This window comes from Gillisella vitis, assembly GCF_021559775.1.
Taxonomy (GTDB): Bacteria; Pseudomonadota; Alphaproteobacteria; order Rhizobiales; family Rhizobiaceae; genus Allorhizobium; species Allorhizobium ampelinum.
The window spans coordinates 130,218-150,451 of the sequence record NZ_CP056047.1; the positions used below are offsets into that span (position 1 = coordinate 130,218).

Below are 20,234 nucleotides of genomic sequence, written 5' to 3' on the forward strand. Positions count from 1 at the left end.
ATGGAAGCCACGGTAGAAACTACGACAGGGCGCATCGGTGGCGGGCAGCAGGGGCAGTTCGTCGATCCGCTACAGCCAGTCGTGCCGCCGACGCTCAGCCTGCCGTTGATCAACGAGCCAGCCCAGGCCAACCCACCCGCCGAAACCAAGTCGGTTGGCGCGCTCGAATATCTCATCGGCACCTGGACCAACCAAAATATTGGCGCCTCCGGCCGTGGCGGACCGGAAAATCCGTTCTCCTACAATCTGATGACGCTGCCACAGTCACCCACTGCCGATCCCAGTGATCCTACTCAATCGCCGTTCGGTTATATCCTGAAGAGCATGTCTTATTATGAGGAAATAACGTTCTCGGCGATTCACGGCACGGCGCCGAATCGTGGGGGGACAGGCAGCCAGATCTCCCACGCTCTGCTCTATGAGCAGCGGGTTTATATTTCGGACGGCCCGAACAAGGACATGCTTGTGCATTTCGAAAACGGCATTTGGGGTTTTCTTACGCCGGAGGCGCAGCAACTCGGGCCTTACGGCGACGGCGACGGGTCAGCGGCGGGCCTGCAGACATTCGGCACGGTGCCACCCGAGTTGCCTTACAACATCTTCAAACAGATTTCCGTGCCGCACGGTAATTCTGTGCTCGCCTGCGGTACTGTCGATGCGAGCCCGGTACAGCAGGGCTCCCCGAAGATTGGACCGCCGCCGCAGGTGCGGCCTGCCGGGAATATCGATACCGGCGTCTACACACGCCAGTCGGTGCAGAACCTCAACCCGGTCTATGCGCAGAACCCCAATCAGCCGCTAATCGATGCGCTGGCCGTCTCCCTGCCGATTAAGCAATTCGTTCAACTCGACGTCAATTCGGATCAAGGTGGTGGTGCCGTCGCCAACATCAACTACGAACAGGAACGCGCTGATGTGACGCAATATTACGCGACCTACTGGATCGAAGATACCGGTAACGGCCAGTTCGATCAGCTGCAATATTCTCAGACCATCATGCTAAAGATCCCGATCGTCCTGAAACCTGGTGACGCGCCGACCGAGATCACCTTTCCGCACATCACCACAAATACACTGACCAAGGTGCCGGGCAGCGGCGTGCTGGTGGGCAAAAAATAAGTGCTCTGTTTTCGTTGCGTCAATGATCGGCGAGCAACCGGCGGCGCATGATCCGATGCCATAGCTGCCCAGACCGAGCGTGCATTTCTCACAATGCCACTCTGCCACAATGCCACTCTGGCGAAGCGGCCATCGCGCAGTCTTCGATGAATGGCTTTAACCGGGTCGGCTGGCGCGATACGTTGTCGCGGCAGCCGATACCAAAAGTGATTGACTATGACTCTTGGTATAAGCCAAGGCATCGAAGATGCTCACGCATCCTCGCCTTGAATACATTGCAAATATCGCAAATGCTTGCACGGCTTGAGATGTTTTCAAACGGAATACGAAGGGCCATCTTCCATCACTCTTCGTATACGTTTTTGTTTACGCATCGGATTCATCCGAAAACCGGTTTTTAACCTTCGGTCCGATGCTCTAAACAATACCCTTGTTCGGCTGTGCTTTTCGGTTTCGTTCGTTGCCTCTCGGTACATGCGGGGTCTTGTTCCAGAAAAATGGCTTGGTTTTCAACTCGATCATCGCCCGCCAGGCGGCGATGGACGTCATCAGCCAATAGAGCGGAATGAACAGGTAGCGTTTGCCGATGCGGCGGCGTTCGAATTCGGTCATGGCGGCACGGCCGAGTGCCAGGAAAATCAGGTAGCTGCCGAGAATATTGACCAGGTCGATCCAGAACACCGTCAGGTCGCGCAGGGGAATGCCATCGGCGGGCGGGTTGGCCATGCTATAGACGGTCATGGTCAGGAATAGCAGAAGGGCGGGATGGCTCAGCGATGATAGCAGCATGCCGCCAATCATCAGATGAAAGACGGCAAAGGCCGATCCCCCCATTTCCTTGCAGGCGACGCGTGGTTCGCGCATGACGATCAGCCATGTCTGTAGCCAGCCCTTGAACCATCGGCTGCGCTGGCCCATCCAGATGCGGCTGCTGACGGGTGCATCTTCAAGGGTTTGCCGGGTGATCGTTTCACAGCGGTAGCCGGCCCGGAACAGTCTCAGCCCGAGATCGGCATCCTCTGTAACATTATAGGGGTCCCAGGCACCGACATCCTTCAAGGCCTCGATACGGAAATGGTTGGACGTCCCGCCGAGCGGCAAGGGCATGCCATGATAGGCAAGCATTGGCAGGGTGCCTCGAAACAAAGCCGCGTATTCGAGCGCAAACAAGGCACTAATCCAGCTTTCATCACCATTGGCGATGATCAGCGGCGCTTGCAGGCAGGCCACTTCAGGTGGGCGGGACAGGAAATGGGCATAGGCCTCCTTGAGTTGGGCGGGGTGCGGGCGATCCTCGGCGTCATACAGCACCAGAAAATCGCCACGGGCGCCTGACAGCGCATAGCTGAGTGCCTTCGGCTTGGTCCGCGGCCCAATCGGCGGGGTTGGGACGATCTCGATATGGGCCGGGATGTTTGCCTCCGCCAGCGCGCCCAGCGTGTCCAGGTCGTCGGCTTCGCAGACAAGCTTGATATCCAGCCTGGAAACCGGCCAGTCCAGCCGCCGCAGCCCGTCTATCAATTGCGGGATCATGCTGCTTTCCCGATAAAGCGCCACAAGAACGGTATAGACTGGAAGCTCCACCGAGGCGGGCAAGGCGGGCGGGGGATCGCTCGCTCCGATTCGATAGGCCAGGGTCGCGGCTCGAAAGGCGAGCATGCAAAGATAAAGCAGCGATGTCAGAATATGCATCACCGCCAGCGCGTCATAGCCAAAGGTGGAGCAGGCGGCGAGTGTCGCCGTCAGCAGAGATCCTAGCCAGAAACCTTGTTTGCCCGTCAAGACCATGCGCGCCGAGGACAGTGGTGCCGTATCGAACAGATGTGCCGTGGCTTTTTCCACGCGGTGTCGGGCGCCAGCCTGCCAGATAGCGCCAGAAAGGGCTCTCGGCGTGGTGATGGCAAGCGATGCTCGCAAATCCGGAGCATGCGCGAGCCGCTCCTTCAAGACATGGAATTGCCGTGCCTCGGGAACGATGACGGTGATCGGCGCGCGGACTTTGTCATGCAGCCGCAATAGGCCCGGCTTACGCAATTGGCTGTCCATGTGGTCGGAATAGAGAACTTGCTCCACCGGAAGCACAGGCAGAAAGGGCAGGTCGAGATGCCGGGCGAGGGCGGCGTAATAGTCCTGCGCCTCCATGTCGCCAGTGGCCAGAAATTCCTGCTCTATCGATGTGCCATGGGCAAGCGCCTGCTGAATGAGACGCGACAGTAGCGGCTTTGGAAGCCCAAGCTGCTTCAGCACGAGCACTTCCTCGCCGAACCGGTCGACCAGATCGACGGAGGATCGCAGCAGGGGCGGTTCAGGCGCGGAAAGGGAAAATGAAAAAGAGGATATATGTGAAAATGGCGCGGCGCGTTTCCTCGCCGCGATTCCTTTGCTAAACAATAACCGTACCTCACACCCCATTTGCCTGCCCGAAAGCGATGATAATGAGCCGGTTGAAAGTTACATCCCTGAAAACCAAGGGGCGCATGAAGGCAATCACTGTATTGGCTGCTTTGACCTGTGGTGTGCTGCCTTTTCTATCCCTAGGTCTCGCACCCTTGCCTGTTCAGGCACAGGCGCTTCCGTCCCAGCAATCGGTGCCGGTCCTGTTCGATGCGCGGGCGCGGTTGCCGAAGCCGGATCTATCGGTGCTGCTGCGGTTGCGGTTTCTCACAACGGTGGATTTTCCACCCTTCAGTTTTCTCGATCAGACCGGCCATTTGACCGGCTATAATATTGACCTGGTGCGAGAGATCTGCCGCGAACTGGATGTCGAGGCGAAATGCGAGGTTCAGGCCGTGCCCTTTTCCGATATGGAAATCGCGTTGCTGAGCAAGCATGGCGATGCTGCGGTGGCGGGCATGGCGGTGACGGCAGGGTTGCGGCGGGATTTTGCCTTTTCCAGACCTTATCTGATGTTGCCGGCCCGTTTCGTTGTGCCGCGTGACAATCTCGGCAAGGCCGATACGCCTGCGGCATTGGCCGGAAAGCCGGTTGGTATCGTCACGGGCACGGCGCAGGAGGCCATGCTGAAAGCATTTTTCCCGGCGATCACGCCGGTGGGTTTTGCCGATCAGGCCGCCTTGATGGATGCGCTGAAACAGAAAAAAATCCAGGCGGCCTTCGCCGATGGATTGCAGCTCTCGTTTTGGCTGGCCAGTGCCTCATCCGCCCAATGCTGCGCTTTCCTGGGAGGCCCTTTTCTATCGCAGCAGTTTCTCGGCGAAGGCATGACCATCATGGTGCGCAAGGAAGACGGCTTTCTGGCCGCCGCCTTTGACTATGCGCTGGTCTCCCTGTCGCGCAAGGGCAGGCTGGACGAATTGTCCCGCCGGTATTTTGCCGAGGGATTTTACTGAAATATCTCAAGCAGGTGTTTTATGGCTTGCGATAGCGCGCAATGGCGCTGCGCTCGATGGCCGCGCAGGTCAGCTTGTCCAGGCCAAGACGATCCCGCAGCAATTGCAGCAGGCGGATTTCCTCTGGCAGGACGGTATGATCGACAGCGGCGACTTCGACGGCCAGCGCATAGGCCGTATCGTAAAGCCGTTCCGGCAGCGCGTCGCGGATGGTTTCCAGGGTGATGTCCAGTCCTTCCGGCCCAGCCAGCATGGCACCGCAGCGTCTGGCCACATCCAATACGGTGCTTTTATCGAAGCCTTCAAAGACCGGCGTGCTGGAGACCAGATTGCCGATCCGCTCAAGTTCCCGGTCATCCATGGCATTGTCGACGGCCGAGGTCATCACCATTGCGAAAATCAGGGCATCCTGAAGGGTCACCTGGGGGGTCATGGAAATTCTGTTCCTGTCATTTGCTTTATCGTCTTGGGCTTATCTTATGGGCCATCTGGATATGGCCGAAGACCGGTTCGCCTTGAAGAATGGCGATTGCCATCTGCCGTTTCAAGAGGCTGGCATTCTGCCTCAGCAGGCCCCTGCAAAAAATCGATGAATGGCAAATAATTCCTACTGGCTGACCCAGATGATTCGGGCGATCCATTCGACGTCCTGCATATCCAATACCCGGTTCGGATGGTCGGGATTGATCGAAATGAGATCAACGGTCCGCGCCGTCTGGCGGCCCAGTACCTTGGCCATGACCTCGCCATCGCAGGTTTTGACGACGACCCGGTCGCCCCGGCGCACAGGCGCACCTGGCTCAACGATCAGAATATCGCCATCGCGATAAAGTGGCTTCATACTGTCGCCCTGAATTTCCAGGGCATAGACGCCTGGCTTGGCGGAGGTCGGTAAATCCACCAGATCCCAGCCTTGTCCGGCTGGAAAACCGCCATCGTCAAAAAAACCGCCCGAGCCCGCCTGGGCCAAGCCAAGCAGCGGTATAGTGCCGATCTGCGGCGGAAAATTGCCATCCGGCAATGTCTCGTGAACGGCATTGACCTGATGGTTGTCATTGCTGATCAGCGTGACGAATTGATCGATCCGCGCACCTGTCGCTTCCAGCACCTTAGCGATGGATTCGGTCGATGGCCAGCGCATGCGTCCATCCGGCCCGACCCGCTTGGACTTGTTGAACGAGGTTGGATCAAGGCCGGCCTTTCGTGCCAGCCCGGACGGCGTCAGATGATACTGCTCGGCAAGCCGGTCAATCGCATTCCAGATTGTCTCGTGTGAAAGCATATCCCGCCAAACCCCGGCATTTATCAGCCGTCGACAAACGGCTTCGACCCACCTCGCCATATATCGGCCAAATGCGGTCGAGAGTAAAGATCTTGGAGGAATAAAATCCTCGATTGTTCCTGTTTCTGCGCACAAAGCCCAACTCGCCTCATGCCACGACGATGCGGACTGAGGAGAGCGGGCAGATCGGCATCAGGCGAGGAAGATGAAAGCCAGTCCTGCCCTCAAGCGACCATGGCCATATTGAGCCGCCCCAGTTGGATGACCGCCTGGGTTCGGCTATCGACCTTGAGCTTGAGCAGAATGGCGGAGACATGCGCCTTGATCGTGGCTTCCGAAACGCTGAGTTCATAGGCGATCTGCTTGTTCAGCAAGCCTTCGCACAACATGCCGAGCACCCGGTTCTGCTGAGGGGTCAGTGTGCGCAGCCGTGCCATGATATCGGCCAGCTCAGGGTCCTGTTCCTGATCCTCGACATAGGATGAAGGCGTGAAGATATCGCCGTTCAGCACGGTCTGGATCGCGGAGCGAATGTCATCGATGCCAGAGGATTTGGAAATGAAACCGGAAGCGCCAAGCTCCAGCGAGCGGCGGATCGTGGCGCAATCGTCGGTGGCCGAACAGATAATGATCGGCAGGCTGGAAAACTCCGCACGCAAGGCCATCAGGCCGGAAAAGCCGCTGACGCCTGGCATGGCCAGATCAAGCAGCAGGACATCGGCATCCGGATGCTGATCCGCCGCCAGTCGGGCCGCCTCGAAATCGCCAGCTTCGACAATGTCCTGCCTGCCATCCATGCCGCTCACGGCTTGCCGAAGCGCGCCGCGAAACAAGGGATGATCGTCCGCGATAATGATTGTTTGCTCAGCCATCGTCTGCCCCCTCCCAAGAGCTTTCGTTGTGCAGCACCGCTCGCGTCTGTCGCGTCGGGATGTTAGTTTAACGTTTGTTCTGCTGTTTGTGCAAGCGGGAACACCGAGGCCGGCGTCCGATCGCCCAATTCCCGGCTCTAATCCTGTGCTGAAGGGATGCAAGATAGCATTCTATTCATAGGGTTGGGTCAGGAATTAAATAATACCATAGATTGCTTTAGGTGAACAATACATCAAGCCGAAAATGGCGGTTACGAAAATGATCATGCCTGGAGTGTGCTTTGATATATTGATGCCAGTCACTCCAGGGCTATGTGATGGCCAGCGCCATAGGGGACGAATTCGGTTCATTTCCGCCGTCTGATGCTGTCTGGCGTGGACAAGTCGTTGCTGTTGGGGCAAACCGGCGCAACGCTCGTGTCCCAAGATCGCGATAAGGATGACATCATGGCAAATGCAATCTACAAGATCGTGCCAGACGCCCTCTGGCAAAAGGCCCGTGCCGATGGTGTGTTTGCCGGTGCGCCAATCGATCTCCAGGACGGTTTCATCCATTTTTCCACTGCGATCCAGGCGAAGGACACCGCAAGGTTGCATTTTGCCGGACAACAAGACCTGTTGCTGGTCGCGGTCGATGGGGAGGCACTGGGAGCGGCCCTGATCTTTGAACCCTCACGCGGCGGCGCGCTGTTTCCGCATCTTTATGCGCCCTTGCCGCTCTCCGCTGTTTTGTGGGAAAAACCGCTGCCGCTTGGAAAAGACGGCCTGCACCAGTTTCCGGAGGACATGGCATGATTGATCCGTTCAAGCGCTTCGCCCGCCCGGGCCTGTTTTTGTTCGACGCCGAAACCGCCCATGGCCTGTCGATTGCCGGGCTAAAAACCAGCCTGATGCCGAAATGCCACTTGCCGGACGATCCCCGGTTAGCGCAGACTGTTGCTGGTCTGCATTTTCCCAACCCACTCGGCATGGCGGCTGGCTATGACAAGAATGCCGAAGTGCCGGACGAATTGCTGGGTCTCGGCTTCGGCTTTGCCGAAGTGGGAACGCTGACGCCAAAGCCGCAGGGCGGTAATCCCAAGCCTCGGATTTTCCGGTTGGTTCGCGATGAGGCCGTTATCAATCGTCTCGGTTTTAATAATGAAGGGCATGAGGCGGCCTTTGCCAGGCTGAAGGCGCGATCAGGGAGGCCGGGCGTGGTCGGCATCAATATTGGCGCCAATAAGGATGCCGAGGACCGGATTGCCGATTATGTCACGGGCATTCGGCGCTTTTATCCGCTGGCCAGCTATTTCACCGCCAATATTTCCTCGCCCAACACGCCGGGCCTGCGCGATTTGCAGGCAAAGGACAGTCTCGGCCATCTGCTGGACGCGGTGCTGGCCGCCCGCGCCGATGAGGCGGCCAAGGCGGGCCGCCGGGTGCCGGTCTTCCTGAAGATCGCCCCTGATCTGACCGAGGAAGGCATGGATGACATTGCCGAAGTGGTTCTGGGCCGCGATCTGGACGGGTTGATCGTCTCTAACACCACGCTGTCGCGCGATGGCCTGACGGATACAAGGCAGGCGGGCGAGGCGGGCGGATTGTCGGGCAAGCCCTTGTTCGAGAAATCGACGGCGGTGCTGGCCCGTATGCGCCACCGGGTTGGACCGGCCCTGCCGATCATTGGCGTCGGTGGTGTTTCCTCGGCGCAGACGGCGCTGGAGAAAATCAAGGCCGGTGCCGATCTGGTGCAGCTCTATTCCTGCATGGTGTATGAAGGGCCGGGACTGCCCGCCGCCATCGTCAAGGGCCTGTCACAGGTGCTGGACCGCGATGGCATTGCCTCGATTGCGCAGCTGCGTGACAGCAGGGTTGATTACTGGCGGGCGCTGAAGGTCTGATCGCTGCGGCTTTTGAGCCGCAGCGCCAGGAAAAGGCCGCGAAACGCCAGAAACAGGTTGAGCGCCAGCCATAGTCCGTGATTGCCTAGCAGCGGCACGAACAGCGCCAGCGCGACCAGATAACCGGCAAAGGCCGCCAGCATCATATTGCGCATATCGCTAGACCAGGCGGCCCCGATGAAGACCCCATCCATCTGGAAGGCCAGCGCCCCGGTCATGGCGGTCATGGCGGCCCAGGGCAGAAACTCGCGTGCCACGCGGCGAACCTCTTCAGCCGTCGTCATCATGTCAATGATCGCCCCACCTGCGCCCAGGAAAAACAGCAGGCTGGTGAGCGCCAGTCCGAAGGACCAGAGGCTGGTGAGCCTGACGGCCTGGTCGAAAGCGGGGCGGTAGCGGGCGCCGACGGCTCGACCGACAATCTGCTCGGCAGCATTGGCAATGCCATCCAGATAGAAGGAGGCAATCATAAAGAAATTCATCAGCAACGCATTGGCGGCAAGGGTTACGGCGCCAAAGCCGGTGCCGATCCGGGTCAATAGCGTGAAGGCCGCCAGCAAGACGAAGCTGCGGATCAGGATGTCGCGGTTAAGCGCGAACAATTGGGCGAGCTTGTTGCGATCCAGCAATTCGGCCAGAGACGGAAACAGCGTCCTGTCGGTGCGCGCTAGAATGATCGCCAACCCCGCCAGCGTGGCGGTGGCTTCCCCGGCCACAGCACCCCAGGCGACGCCGGACACGCCCCAGCCAAGGTGCAGACCAAGGTAGATTGAAAGCAGAATATTGACGCCGTTCAGCGCAATTTGCAGGCCAAGCGCCAGCGCGCCTTTGCCGCGCCCCAGGATAAAGCCCATGATGGTGAAGTTGGCGAGCGTTAACGGCCCGGCCAGGATGCGGGTGGAAAAATAGATCGACGTCACTTCAGCCACCCGCCCCTGCGGCCCCATCAGCGCCAGCCCGGCCTTCAGCAGTAGGGGAGACAGCAGCAGCAACAGCAGCCCAATGCCCAGCGACAGGATCATGGAGCGACAGAACACCGCCACCTGATCGCGTGCATCCTGACGGCCATGCGCTTGGGCCACCAGCGCGGTGGTGGAGGCGCGCAGGAAATTGAGGCTGGCAAACACCAGATCGAACAGCACGGCACCAATTGCCAGGCCCGCAAGTGCTGCCGCTTCGCCGGTTCGGCCAATGACGGCGGTATCGGTAATGCCCAGAAGCGGTGTGGTGATGTAGCCAATGGTCATCGGAAGGGCGATGGCCAGCACGCCGCGATGGGTCACACGAAAAGCGCGGTCGGGGGGATTGGCGATGGTCATGAAAGGCTCCAGCAGGCGAGGAACGGCCCGCCGAAGCCCTTTATCACCCGATTCTCAAGCGAATGCCAGTTGGCGGCGGTCCCATTTCGCTCTCCGGACGTGGCGTGCCGGACAGAACCATGGCCCAATAGGGCTTGTTACCGCGTGACGGTATGCGCGCCACGGCCACACCCAGCCCGTGATAGGGGCCGAGCATATTTTCCAGATGATGGGACGAGTTGATCCAGGCCTGCATGGCGGCATCTGCCGTCTGCTGCAACATCGCGACATTTTCAGCGGCGGGAAGCTGGACATTGCCTGAGCGCATCCGCGCCCCGAAACTGTCGCCTACACCAATCAGATGTGCCATTTTCTCAGCCTGGGCCATGCGATTGGCCTGGAACATCGCGGCCTTGGCGGCCTGCGGATCGCTAACCAGCACCGGCTTGCCGTTCTTCTGGCGTAATGCGTTGACCATCGGCAGAAAGGCAGCGGTCTCGTCCTCAACATCTGACGGGGCGGAAGGCTTGAGCGCAGGCGTGGCGCAACCGCTCAGCAGGGCTGCAAGCCCAAGGCCGCCCAGCGCCAAAAGCTCGCGGCGGCCAGCCTTTGGCGTTGAGACGGCCTGGGGCATCAAGAGGGATTTGGATCGCATGTTATTTCCGCAGATTGAGAAGCCGGATCAGGATGAAAACCGGAATGACGATACTGGCGCCCAGCAACAGATAGTCTCCGAACTGGCCGAGTGCCGCAAACCCCTTGTGCCAGACATCCAGGATGAAATGCCGGATACCCTCAATAATGTCATAGGGGTAAATGCCGAATATCCGCATGACAAAGCCGACGATCACCGAAACGACGAGCAGTTTGATGATCGTTCGGCCAATCGAATCGCCCAGAAATCTGTTCACGCCATCGGTCATGGCCTAGTCTCCTGTTTCCCGCTCCGTTGAGCATAGGCCCACATAAGCATTGGATTATGGCGGTGCAAGCGCGATGAGGGCTGTTGTTGGTGGTGACAAGATTCCGCTTGCGTTTTTCAAGGCTTGCTCCATTGCTCCGAAATCATATTTTGAGGATCGTTCGACATCCATGCACGGCATCCAGCCCGCCTTTGGCCCTCTCTCTCCTGGACAACGCTCTTCCGGCGATATCACCGCTGACCGCCGCGCTGATTATGCCCGTATGCTCTCGGAAAGCGGCGATCACGCCGCTGCCGCAGAGCTGATGGAACAGGCGCTGGAACTCGCCCCGAACTGGGTGGCGGGGTGGTTTCTCTTGGGGGAATACCGGGCCAAAGCGGGCTTGATCGAGACGGCAGCGGATGCCTATCGGCAGGTGCTGACACTCGACCCCGAGGATATTTTTGCCGCTGGGCTGAAACTGGTGCTGATCGGTGCGCAAGCCATGCCGGAAAAGCCGCCGAGCCGCTATGTGGCAGCGCTGTTTGACGATTATGCCGACCGCTTCGACACAGCCCTCGTGGACAAGCTGGACTACCGGGTGCCGAAAAAGCTGGCGGCGATGATTTCACGGATTGGTGGTGCGGACCGACGCTATCGCCGCACTGTGGATTTCGGCTGTGGCACCGGCTTGCTGGGCATGGAACTGCGGCCATGGGTCGATCACCTTGAGGGCTACGATCTATCCTCGGCCATGCTGACCAAGGCACGGGAAAAACAGATCTACGATGATCTGGCGATCGCGGATTTGTCGCTTGATGCGGACGCCTGCGGTCTGTTTGGTCCCGCAAAGGGCGAGGGAAGAGGGCGGGCGGATCTGGTCACGGCAGCCGATGTGCTGATGTATCTCGGCGCATTGTCCGGCGTCTTTTCGCTTGCTGCGGATCTTCTGGAACGGGGCGGCTATTTCGCCTTTTCCGTCGAAAAACAGCTGGGTGAGGAGAGCTTCAGCCTGGCGCAATCGCTGCGCTACCAGCATAGCGAGGCCTATGTGGTCTGCGAACTGGAAGCCAAAGGCTTTACCCTGCTCGAAAGCCAGCAGGAGGTCATTCGCATGGATGGCGGAAAACCCATTCAAGGCATTCTGTTTGTTGCGGCCAAGACGGGCTGAAAGACCGAATATTGCGATCTTGCCGATAGGTCAGTCTTGCTGACGCAACCCGCTTGAAACCTGCCGGATTTCAGGCATCCTGATAGATAAAGCTGCGGAAAATCCGCCTGTCCAGATGGAGAATGGTGATGGCATTGATGAGCAATCTGTTCGGCATCTGGAACGATAATCCCACCCGTCACAACCGGGCCGAGGATATCCAGGGCATTATCTGCGGAACAATGATTTCGGCGCTCGGCCTCTATCTGATTGCCAAGATTGGTCTCGTCACCAGCGGCATGGCGGGTCTTGCCTTCGTCATCCATTACTGGACGGGCTGGAGCTTCGGTCTGGTGTTCTTCCTGCTCAACATGCCTTTCTACATTCTCTCCATCAAACGGGTCGGCTGGGACTTTACCCTCAAAACCTTCGTGGCCGTGGCGCTGACCTCGTTTCTCGTCGAAATCGAAAGCCGTTTCATCGTCATCGAGAGCATCAACCCAGTCTGGGGCGCTATCCTCGCGGGTCTCCTGCTCGGCTTCGGCCTGCTGGCTCTCTACCGCCACCGCGCCAGCCTCGGCGGCATCGGCATCCTCGCGGTCTTCGTCCAGGACCGTTTCGGCATCCAGGCGGGATTGGTGCAATTGGCCTTTGATGTCGTGGTCATGGCCCTCGCATTTACCGTGGTCAGCCCGTGGGTGGTTGGCTGCTCGATTATCGGGGCAGTGGTGCTGAATGTGTTCGTGCTGATCAACCATCGGTCGGATCGGTATATTGCGTTGCGGTGATTAAAAATCACGATGCGGTCTTCCGCCTTCCGTCTTGACCTCAACCTTTAAATGTCGTGACTACCAGTCCAGGGTTGTAGGTCTCGCTGGAGGGGTGCCATGAAGGTTGGAAGGTGTCTCCTTGCTGCGGTGCTTATTTTGACCGCTGGGCAGGCGAATAGTGCGGGATTGAAGTCCTTCGACATTCCTGCCGATGCGCAAGGCCCCCTGCTGAAAGCTGTGGAGTGGTCGCCCTGTGCAAAGCCAGATGGAGAGATCAAGGCTGGCCCCTTTATTCTTCCGGGAGTTCGAGACTGTCCGGTTGAGGGAGAAAATCGACCACTGATTGTGATTTCCCATGGCTTTGGCGGCACCAATCTCAGCCATCATGACACAGCAGAGGCATTGGCGGACGCAGGATTTGTCGTTGTGGCGATCAATCACCCTGACGATACCGCTGCAAATAAAGAGAGACAGCATAATCTCAAGGCTTTGATCAGTCGCCCGGTAGACGTGAAGCGGGTCATCGACTTCATGCTCGGTTCTTCCCCGGATGCGGCCAGGATTGATCCTCAGTCTATCGGCTTTTTCGGATTTTCCCGAGGCGGATATACTGGGCTTGTTCTGGCAGGGGCGAACCCTGATTTTCGAAGCTTGCCTTCGCAGTGCCAAGATCAGAATGCAGCATCCTGTGATCACGCAAACCAGAATTCATTGCCAAAACAGGCCTTGCAACATGATCCGCGTATCAAAGCTTTTGTGATCGCCGATCCACTCAGCAGTTTTTTTTCTGCGCCAAGCAGCGTGCAGAATGTCACTGCACCCATCCAGATGTGGGGCTCTCAATATGGCGGAGATGGTGTGTCGCCAGAAAACCTTCTGACTGTTGCTAGCAATTTGCCTGACAAACCTGACTTTCATACCGTGCCAAACTCTGAACATTTTGCATTTTTGACCATCTGCCCCGCAGAACTGATTAGAAATCTGCCGGAGCTTTGCACCGATAGACAGGGCTTTGATCGGGCTGCATTTCATCAAGAGTTTAATAGGCAGGTCATCGCATTTTTTAAGGCGCATCTATAGAATGTTAGTGGCGCTCCTGACATTTCAGTCCGCGCCGTTTTTGAAGTTACTTTGTTTCAAACTGCCGTCTTCACAACTCCATAGAAATTAAACCGCCCATAGAAGGTCTTGTCCTTGTACGCCATCGCTTGCAAGATCGGCGTTGGTAGAGAACAAAGCCGATGCCGGGCACGGGACGCCAACAAATTTAAAGTGCCACAGCATTTTGCGCCTTCTATAAATCCATTTGCATCTTAAAATCGAAGTCTCCACTCTCCGGCATCACTGAAATCCAGGCCAGCCTTGATCAGGATCAAGGGTGATGGACGTGTTTTCTCCCATGATCCAGACAACGGCAGTCATAATGGATACACGCATATTCCTGTTGTAATTCATGAGGATAAGTCACGATTTGACGCTCGTGCCGTTGCATTTTTTGCAAAAGCCCCTGGTATTTAGGGGTATCCGCCAGAAGGATATTTATAATGTTGGAAAACAAGGTCAATCGACAGGTTATTGTCTGGACCACCCTTGTCGGTGGTTTCATCAGTTCACTGGTCAAATGGGGATCTGAGGTCAATATGCCGCCGCGCGTGCCGGGCGAAGTGTCACCTCCGGGGGCTCATATCGATGCATGGCTTGGAGGATTTGGCTTCAATTCGCATTCGCTCGATTACATCTATCAGGGCGTCACCGTGCCTGGAGCTGTCACGCTGTATCACTGGCTGTTCAGTTTCGCCTTTGCCCTGGTCTATGTCTTTGCTTCCGCCTATTGGCCGAAGATCAGGCTCTGGTACGGCGCTTTTTATGGATTGATCATCACCGTGGTGATGCATGGATTTCTTATCCCGTTGCTCGGCTTTCGAAATCCGGTTTATGCCAATGGCGCCACAGGATGGCTGTGGAACCTCAACGCCTTTGAGCTTTGGAGCGAGATCCTCGGCCATATCTATTGGTCGGTCTCGATTGAAATTTGCATGATTGCGGTTCTTGCCTATTTCGCCAGGCCTATTCAGGGCGATTGGGTCAAGGCTTAAACCCTATGACCACATAAAAGCGGGGAGGCATTTCTGCCTCCCCGTTCTATTTTGCTTGGCAATCAGGCCGCCTGCTTGGCTGCCCCATAGGGATCAAACCGCCCGTAGAAGGTCTCGCCCTTCTGCGCCATCTCCTTGAGCAGCGGCGTTGGTGCAAAATGCGGGCCGTAGTCCTTGGCCAACCGTTCGCAGAGTGCCACGAATGTCTTCACGCCCATGCCGTCGATGTAGGACAGCGCACCGCCGGTATAGGGGGCAAAGCCGAAGCCAAGGATAGAGCCGACATCGGCTTCGCGGGGGTCAACCACGATGCCTTCTTCCATGGTGCGGGCCGCTTCCAGGGCGATGGTCGCCAGGAAACGCTCTTGCAGGGTCTTGACGTTGACGTCATCCGGCTTTTGCTGCGGATAAAAGTCCTTCAGGCCCGGCCAGACATGCTTTTTGGCAGGCTTGGCGGGGTAGTCGTAAAAGCCCTTGCCATTCTTGCGGCCAAAGCGTTCTTCCTTCTCGACCATGCGGGCCACCAGTTCCATATGGCGCGGGTCCACGGCCTTTTCACCGAGATCGGCAATGGTCGCCTTGAGGATCTTGTAGGACAGATCGATTGCCACTTCATCGTTGAGGGACAGCGGACCAACCGGCATGCCGGCGAATTTCGCGGCATTTTCGATCATCACCGGCGGCACGCCTTCCAGCAGCATGTCGTAGCTTTCCGCCATGTAGCGCAGTACGCAGCGATTGACGAAGAAACCACGGGTATCATTGACGACAATCGGCGTCTTCTTGATGGCCGCCACATAGTCGAGAGCCACCGCCAGCGCCTTGTCGCCGGTCTCCTTGCCGAGGATGACTTCCGTCAGCATCATCTTTTCGACCGGCGAGAAGAAATGCACGCCGATGAAATCAGCAGGACGCTTGGAGTTCTTGGCAAGACCGGTGATCGGCAGGGTCGAGGTGTTGGAGGCAAAAATTGCCCCTTCCGGCAGCACGGCCTCAACCTTTTCGATCACGGCCTTCTTGACGTCGCGGTCTTCAAACACCGCTTCGATCACCAGATCAGCATCCGACAGCGATGAATAATCGTCGCTGGGGGTGATCAGAGACAGCAGCTTTTCGCCGTCTTCCTTGCTCATCTTGCCCTTGCCGATTGCACCCGACACCAGGCCTTCAGCCACGGACCTGCCCTTGTTGGCAGCCTCCATGTCGCGGTCGATCAGCACTACGGGCAGACCGGCGGCGGCAGTGACATAGGCAATCGATGCGCCCATGAAACCAGCGCCAACCACGCCAACCTTCTTGAGGGTGCTTTTCGGCTGGCCTGCCGGGCGGCGCGCGCCCTTGCCAAGCTCCTGAAGCGAGATGAACAGCGAGCGGATCATCGAGAAGGCTTCGGTGGTCTGGACGATTTCGGTGAAATAGCGCTGTTCGATGCGAAGGCCGGTGTCGAACGGCACCTGCAAGCCCTCATAGACGCATTTCAGGATCGCCAGAGCGGCCGGATAATTGCCGGAGGTTTCACGGCGCAGCACAGCCGGTGCCGCTGGCCAAAGCTGGGCCGATGCCGGTGTCCAGATGCCGCCGCCGGGAGCCTTGAAGCCCTTTTCATCCCAGGGAGCAACCGGCTTCAAGCCATCCTTGATCATCTGCTTTGCAGCCGAAATGAGCTGATCCGGCTCCACCACCTGATGCACGAGGTTCATGGCCTTGGCGCGCTGCGGCGTCAGGGTCTGGCCGGTGGTCATCATTTGCAGGGCGTCCTGGGCATTGGCCAGACGCGGCACACGCTGGGTGCCGCCAGCGCCGGGGAAGATGCCAACCTTGACTTCCGGCAGCGCCAGCTTCACCGATTTGCCGTTGGAGACCACGCGGCCATGGCAGGAGAGCGACAGCTCAAACGCGCCGCCCATGCAGGTGCCGTTGATGGCGGAGACCCAGGGCTTGCCATTGGTCTCGATCTTGCGCCACAGCCAGCTCATCCGGCCAGCGGAGTCGAACAGTTTTTGCACGGCATTGGCCGGGTCCTTGGCGCGCTCTTCCTCCACCATGGAAAACATGCCGCGGATCATGCTGAGATCGGCACCGCCGGAGAAGGCGGATTTGCCTGATGTGAAGACCACGCCCTTGACGGCGGCATCCGCGACGGTGGCATCCACAATCGCTTCGATTTCGTCCATCACTTCCATGGTGAAGACATTCATGCTCTTGTCGGGCATGTCCCAGGTGACAAGGGCAATGCCGTCTGCATCGGTCTCAACGGTGAAATTCTTATAGGTCATTGTCATCCCTCCCGATCAGACTCGTTCAATAACGGTAGCGGTGCCCATGCCAGCCCCGATGCAGAGCGTCACCAGTGCGGTGTTCAGGTCGCGCCGCTCCAGCTCATCCAGCACGGTGCCGAGGATCATCGCGCCGGTAGCACCCAGCGGGTGGCCCATGGCAATCGCGCCGCCATTGACGTTCATGACATCATGGGACACGTCAAAATGCTGCATGAAGCGCAGAACCACGGCGGCAAAGGCTTCGTTCAGCTCGAACAGATCGATGTCGGCCAGCGTCATGCCGGTTTTCTTCAAAAGCTTTTCCGTTACATCGACAGGGCCGGTCAGCATCAAAGCCGGATCGGAGCCGATATTGGCAAAGGCGCGAATGCGGGCGCGGGGTTTCAAGCCCATGCTCTCGCCGCCGGTCTTGGAGCCAAGCAGCACAACGCCGGAGCCATCGACGATGCCGGAGGAATTGCCCGCATGGTGGACGTAATTGATTTTCTCAATCTCGGGATGCGCCTGAATGCCGACGGCTTCAAAGCCGCCCATTTCACCGGGCATCTGGAAGGAAGGGTTGAGACCCGCCAGCGACTGCATGTCAGTGCCGGGGCGCATATGTTCGTCGCGGTCCAGAATGGTCAGGCCATTCTGATCTTTTACCGCGACGACCGATTTGTCGAAATAGCCTTTTTCCCAGGAATGGGCGGAGCGTTTCTGGCTTTCCACCGCATAGGCATCCACATCATCGCGGGAAAAGCCATACTTTGTGGCGATCAGATCGGCGGACACGCCCTGCGGCATGAAAAAAGCCGGGAAGTTGACGGAAGGGTCCATGAACCACGCGCCGCCCGACATGCCCAGGCCAACACGTGACATGCTCTCCACGCCACCGGCAATGACGATATCATCCGCACCCGTGGCAATCTTGCCTGCGGCGAGATTGATGGCATCAAGACCAGACGCGCAGAAACGCGAGATCTGTATGCCCGGAGCCTTGGTGGAATAACCGGCCTCAAAGGCCGCAGCCTTGGGGATCACCGCGCCAGCATCCATCACAGGATCGACGCAACCCATGATGATGTCATCGACGGTGGATGTGTCGAGACCGTTGCGGTCGCGGATGGCTTCCAGCGCCTTGGCGGCAAGGCGCACGGATGGCACTTCATGCAGTGCGCCATCCTTCTTGCCGCGGCCGCGCGGCGTGCGCACGTGGTCGTAAACATAGACTTCAGTCATCGTCTCTCTCCCCGGAGCGCATAGCTCCTGAATTTTTTCAATGGTTTATCCCCTCCGGGGACACGCCAAATTCAATCAAAATGCTTCGGCGGCCATCGCCATCACGCTGTCAGCACCCGCTTCGATGCGCGACTTGCGCAAGGCGGTTTCCGGCATGATCTTTTCCATGAAGAAGCGGCCGGTCAACAGCTTATTGTTGTAGTAATCCGCATCACTAGCACCGCTTTCAAGCGCCTCATGGGCGGCCTTGGCCATCTTGGCCCACATATAGCCCAGCACGACCAGACCGAAGAGATGCATGTAATCAGTCGAGCCAGCACCGGCATTGTCGGGCTTGGCCATGGCATTTTGCATGAACCACATGGTCGCACCTTGCGCGTCGTTAAGCCCCTTCTTCAACTGCTTGGTGAAGAAGGACAGCTTTTCGTCCGAGCGGTTTTCCTCGCAGAAGGCACCGATTTCGTTGAACAGCGCCATCACGGCCCGGCCACCGTTCAAGCCCAGCTTGCGGCCGACCAGATCCAGCGCCTGAATGCCATTGGCCCCTTCATAGATCATCGCAATGCGGGCATCGCGCACATACTGGCTCATGCCCCATTCTTCGATATAGCCATGGCCGCCATAGACCTGCTGGGCCATAACCGCATGGTCAAAGCCCTTGTCGGTCAAAACACCCTTGAGGATTGGCGTCATCAGGCCGAGAATGTCATCGGCGGTCTGCTTTTCAGCCGCATCACCGGCGCGGTGGGCAATGTCGGATTTCAGCGCGGTCCAGAGCGTGAAGGCGCGGCCTGCCTCGTTGAAGGCCTTGATGGTCATCAGGGCGCGGCGAATATCGGGGTGGACGATGATCGGATCGGCCTTTTTATCCGGCGCCTTTGCGCCAGACAGCGAGCGGCCCTGAATACGCTCCCGCGCATAGGTCACGGCGTTCTGATAGGCGACTTCGGCAATCGACAGGCCTTGCAGGCCGACGCCCAGACGCGCCTCGTTCATCATCACGAACATGGCCGAGAGGCCCTTGTTCTCCGCGCCGATCAGGTAGCCGGTGGCCTCGTCATAGTTCATCACGCAGGTGGCATTGCCGTGAATGCCCATCTTGTGCTCGATGGCACCGCAGGACACACCATTTTTTGCACCCAGTGCGCCGTCTTCACCGACGATGACTTTGGGGACGATGAACAGCGAAATGCCCTTGGTGCCCTCAGGCGCGCCTTCGATACGGGCGAGAACCAGATGGATGATATTCTCGCTCATCCCATGCTCGCCAGCCGAGATGAAGATCTTCTGGCCGGAGATTTTATAGGTGCCATCGCCATTCGGCACGGCCTTGGTGCGCAGCAGGCCAAGGTCCGTGCCGCAATGGGGCTCAGTCAGGTTCATGGTGCCGGACCAGGTGCCTTCCACCATTTTCGGCAGATAGGTCTGCTTCTGCTGGTCGGTGCCATGCGCCAGAATGGCGGCAATCGCCCCTTGGGTCAGGCCCGGATACATCATCAAGGCCATGTTGGCCGACGACATATATTCCCCAACGGCGGCATGCAGCACGTAAGGCAGGCCCTGGCCGCCATATTCCGGTGGGACGGCAAGGCCGCTCCAGCCACCGGCGCAATAGGCGTCATAGGCTTCCTTGAAACCCTTCGGCACGGCAACGGAGCCATCCGCATTGCGGGTACAGCCTTCCTGGTCGCCGGACAGATTGAGCGGAAACAGTTGCTCTTCGGCAAGCTTGGCGGCCTCGCCGACAATCGCCTCGATCATGTCGGGTGTCGCGTCTTCGAAACCGGGTAGGTTGTTGTAACGCTCCAGGCCCAGCACTGTGTTCAGAATGAAAAGCGTGTCGGCGACAGGTGCCTTATAGACGGGCATGGTCAATGTCCTCCAGATTGCGGCCGGCGTCCTCCCCGGCGATGTTCTGTCTTACAAAATATTGACGTGCGCGTAAACGTCAATACGCAAAAATGTGAATTTGAAGAATGCGACCTGCCAACGGATAGGCAAGATGTACAAGG

At 58.1% G+C, this 20,234-nt stretch carries 18 protein-coding genes; 8 read left to right on the plus strand and 10 right to left on the minus strand.

Going from position 1 to position 20,234, the window contains the following annotated elements:
- Nucleotides 1–1,119: a heme-binding protein gene (locus tag AVCG78_RS00620; protein ID WP_081355225.1), complete on the plus strand. Its 1,119-nt coding sequence runs from the start codon at nt 1–3 to the stop codon at nt 1,117–1,119.
- Between the two features lie 417 nt (nt 1,120–1,536).
- On the opposite strand, the gene AVCG78_RS00625 is transcribed toward AVCG78_RS00620, so the two are convergent.
- Nucleotides 1,537–3,366 (minus strand): glycosyltransferase family 2 protein, encoded by a 1,830-nt coding sequence (locus AVCG78_RS00625; protein ID WP_234665121.1) that lies wholly within the window; start codon nt 3,364–3,366, stop codon nt 1,537–1,539.
- Between the two features lie 188 nt (nt 3,367–3,554).
- Between AVCG78_RS00625 and AVCG78_RS00630 the strand changes: the two genes are divergently transcribed.
- The gene (locus AVCG78_RS00630) at nt 3,555–4,469 is read left to right on the plus strand and encodes a transporter substrate-binding domain-containing protein (protein ID WP_041696156.1); all 915 of its coding nucleotides are present in this window, start codon (nt 3,555–3,557) and stop codon (nt 4,467–4,469) included.
- Between the two features lie 19 nt (nt 4,470–4,488).
- Here the strand turns inward: AVCG78_RS00630 and AVCG78_RS00635 are convergent, their stop codons facing one another.
- The 3 genes from AVCG78_RS00635 to AVCG78_RS00645 all read right to left on the minus strand — a co-directional run bounded on the left by AVCG78_RS00635 (nt 4,489) and on the right by AVCG78_RS00645 (nt 6,623).
- Nucleotides 4,489–4,902, minus strand: a complete 414-nt coding sequence (locus AVCG78_RS00635; RefSeq protein WP_015914840.1) for a tellurite resistance TerB family protein — start codon at nt 4,900–4,902, stop codon at nt 4,489–4,491.
- A 174-nt stretch (nt 4,903–5,076) separates the two neighbouring features.
- Nucleotides 5,077–5,751, minus strand: a complete 675-nt coding sequence (locus tag AVCG78_RS00640) for a S24 family peptidase (protein ID WP_015914841.1) — start codon at nt 5,749–5,751, stop codon at nt 5,077–5,079.
- A gap of 224 nt (nt 5,752–5,975) precedes the next feature.
- The gene (locus AVCG78_RS00645; protein WP_015914842.1) at nt 5,976–6,623 is read right to left on the minus strand and encodes a response regulator transcription factor; all 648 of its coding nucleotides are present in this window, start codon (nt 6,621–6,623) and stop codon (nt 5,976–5,978) included.
- 447 nt (nt 6,624–7,070) lie between these two features.
- On the opposite strand from AVCG78_RS00645, the gene AVCG78_RS00650 reads away from it, so the two are divergent.
- Complete coding sequence (locus AVCG78_RS00650) at nt 7,071–7,418, plus strand: DUF952 domain-containing protein (protein ID WP_071202828.1); 348 nt, start codon at nt 7,071–7,073, stop codon at nt 7,416–7,418.
- On the plus strand, nt 7,415–8,506 hold the full coding sequence (locus tag AVCG78_RS00655; protein ID WP_071203042.1) for a quinone-dependent dihydroorotate dehydrogenase: 1,092 nt from the start codon (nt 7,415–7,417) through the stop codon (nt 8,504–8,506). Before AVCG78_RS00650 ends, AVCG78_RS00655 begins: the two co-directional genes overlap by 4 nt.
- Here the strand turns inward: AVCG78_RS00655 and AVCG78_RS00660 are convergent.
- Genes AVCG78_RS00660 through AVCG78_RS00670 form a run of 3 tightly spaced genes read right to left on the minus strand, consistent with a single transcriptional unit; the run spans nt 8,482 to nt 10,727 of the window.
- Complete coding sequence (locus AVCG78_RS00660) at nt 8,482–9,825, minus strand: MATE family efflux transporter (protein ID WP_071203040.1); 1,344 nt, start codon at nt 9,823–9,825, stop codon at nt 8,482–8,484. The two genes, AVCG78_RS00655 and AVCG78_RS00660, sit on opposite strands and share 25 nt — an antisense overlap.
- Nucleotides 9,826–9,868: 43 nt before the next feature.
- A complete protein-coding gene (locus AVCG78_RS00665) occupies nt 9,869–10,459 on the minus strand; it encodes a CAP domain-containing protein (RefSeq protein WP_234617985.1) in 591 nt (196 codons plus the stop codon).
- Nucleotide 10,460: 1 nt separating this feature from the next.
- Nucleotides 10,461–10,727 (minus strand): DUF6460 domain-containing protein, encoded by a 267-nt coding sequence (locus AVCG78_RS00670; protein ID WP_015914847.1) that lies wholly within the window; start codon nt 10,725–10,727, stop codon nt 10,461–10,463.
- Nucleotides 10,728–10,896: 169 nt separating this feature from the next.
- Between AVCG78_RS00670 and AVCG78_RS00675 the strand changes: the two genes are divergently transcribed.
- The 4 genes from AVCG78_RS00675 (at nt 10,897) to AVCG78_RS00690 (ending at nt 14,722) form a co-directional block, all read left to right on the plus strand.
- Nucleotides 10,897–11,877: a methyltransferase domain-containing protein gene (locus AVCG78_RS00675; protein ID WP_156582659.1), complete on the plus strand. Its 981-nt coding sequence runs from the start codon at nt 10,897–10,899 to the stop codon at nt 11,875–11,877.
- A gap of 128 nt (nt 11,878–12,005) precedes the next feature.
- Nucleotides 12,006–12,644 (plus strand): YitT family protein, encoded by a 639-nt coding sequence (locus AVCG78_RS00680; protein WP_071202833.1) that lies wholly within the window; start codon nt 12,006–12,008, stop codon nt 12,642–12,644.
- A 99-nt stretch (nt 12,645–12,743) separates the two neighbouring features.
- Nucleotides 12,744–13,706, plus strand: a complete 963-nt coding sequence (locus tag AVCG78_RS00685; RefSeq protein WP_015914850.1) for an alpha/beta hydrolase family protein — start codon at nt 12,744–12,746, stop codon at nt 13,704–13,706.
- Between the two features lie 464 nt (nt 13,707–14,170).
- A complete protein-coding gene (locus AVCG78_RS00690; protein ID WP_015914851.1) occupies nt 14,171–14,722 on the plus strand; it encodes a YagU family protein in 552 nt (183 codons plus the stop codon).
- Nucleotides 14,723–14,784: 62 nt separating this feature from the next.
- Here the strand turns inward: AVCG78_RS00690 and AVCG78_RS00695 are convergent, their stop codons facing one another.
- The 3 genes from AVCG78_RS00695 to AVCG78_RS00705 all read right to left on the minus strand — a co-directional run bounded on the left by AVCG78_RS00695 (nt 14,785) and on the right by AVCG78_RS00705 (nt 20,091).
- Entirely contained in the window at nt 14,785–16,998 is a 2,214-nt protein-coding gene (locus AVCG78_RS00695) for an FAD-dependent oxidoreductase (RefSeq protein ID WP_015914852.1), read from the minus strand.
- A gap of 15 nt (nt 16,999–17,013) precedes the next feature.
- Nucleotides 17,014–18,222 carry an acetyl-CoA C-acetyltransferase gene (locus tag AVCG78_RS00700; RefSeq protein WP_071202684.1) on the minus strand — a complete coding sequence of 403 codons (1,209 nt, stop codon included), beginning with the start codon at nt 18,220–18,222 and terminating at the stop codon, nt 17,014–17,016.
- A 75-nt stretch (nt 18,223–18,297) separates the two neighbouring features.
- Complete coding sequence (locus AVCG78_RS00705) at nt 18,298–20,091, minus strand: acyl-CoA dehydrogenase C-terminal domain-containing protein (protein ID WP_071202686.1); 1,794 nt, start codon at nt 20,089–20,091, stop codon at nt 18,298–18,300.
- Nucleotides 20,092–20,234 lie beyond the last annotated feature (143 nt).

What these genes read in the sequence shown, in the direction of transcription:
- AVCG78_RS00620 (WP_081355225.1), top strand. Translation starts at nt 1, where the DNA reads ATGGAAGCCACGGTAGAAACTACGACAGGGCGCATCGGTGGCGGGCAG.
- AVCG78_RS00630 (WP_041696156.1), top strand. Translation starts at nt 3,555, where the DNA reads ATGAGCCGGTTGAAAGTTACATCCCTGAAAACCAAGGGGCGCATGAAG.
- AVCG78_RS00635 (WP_015914840.1), bottom strand. Translation starts at nt 4,902, where the DNA reads ATGACCCCCCAGGTGACCCTTCAGGATGCCCTGATTTTCGCAATGGTG.
- AVCG78_RS00640 (WP_015914841.1), bottom strand. Translation starts at nt 5,751, where the DNA reads ATGCTTTCACACGAGACAATCTGGAATGCGATTGACCGGCTTGCCGAG.
- AVCG78_RS00645 (WP_015914842.1), bottom strand. Translation starts at nt 6,623, where the DNA reads ATGGCTGAGCAAACAATCATTATCGCGGACGATCATCCCTTGTTTCGC.
- AVCG78_RS00650 (WP_071202828.1), top strand. Translation starts at nt 7,071, where the DNA reads ATGGCAAATGCAATCTACAAGATCGTGCCAGACGCCCTCTGGCAAAAG.
- AVCG78_RS00655 (WP_071203042.1), top strand. Translation starts at nt 7,415, where the DNA reads ATGATTGATCCGTTCAAGCGCTTCGCCCGCCCGGGCCTGTTTTTGTTC.
- AVCG78_RS00660 (WP_071203040.1), bottom strand. Translation starts at nt 9,825, where the DNA reads ATGACCATCGCCAATCCCCCCGACCGCGCTTTTCGTGTGACCCATCGC.
- AVCG78_RS00665 (WP_234617985.1), bottom strand. Translation starts at nt 10,459, where the DNA reads ATGCGATCCAAATCCCTCTTGATGCCCCAGGCCGTCTCAACGCCAAAG.
- AVCG78_RS00670 (WP_015914847.1), bottom strand. Translation starts at nt 10,727, where the DNA reads ATGACCGATGGCGTGAACAGATTTCTGGGCGATTCGATTGGCCGAACG.
- AVCG78_RS00675 (WP_156582659.1), top strand. Translation starts at nt 10,897, where the DNA reads ATGCACGGCATCCAGCCCGCCTTTGGCCCTCTCTCTCCTGGACAACGC.
- AVCG78_RS00680 (WP_071202833.1), top strand. Translation starts at nt 12,006, where the DNA reads ATGGCATTGATGAGCAATCTGTTCGGCATCTGGAACGATAATCCCACC.
- AVCG78_RS00685 (WP_015914850.1), top strand. Translation starts at nt 12,744, where the DNA reads ATGAAGGTTGGAAGGTGTCTCCTTGCTGCGGTGCTTATTTTGACCGCT.
- AVCG78_RS00690 (WP_015914851.1), top strand. Translation starts at nt 14,171, where the DNA reads ATGTTGGAAAACAAGGTCAATCGACAGGTTATTGTCTGGACCACCCTT.
- AVCG78_RS00695 (WP_015914852.1), bottom strand. Translation starts at nt 16,998, where the DNA reads ATGACCTATAAGAATTTCACCGTTGAGACCGATGCAGACGGCATTGCC.
- AVCG78_RS00700 (WP_071202684.1), bottom strand. Translation starts at nt 18,222, where the DNA reads ATGACTGAAGTCTATGTTTACGACCACGTGCGCACGCCGCGCGGCCGC.
- AVCG78_RS00705 (WP_071202686.1), bottom strand. Translation starts at nt 20,091, where the DNA reads ATGCCCGTCTATAAGGCACCTGTCGCCGACACGCTTTTCATTCTGAAC.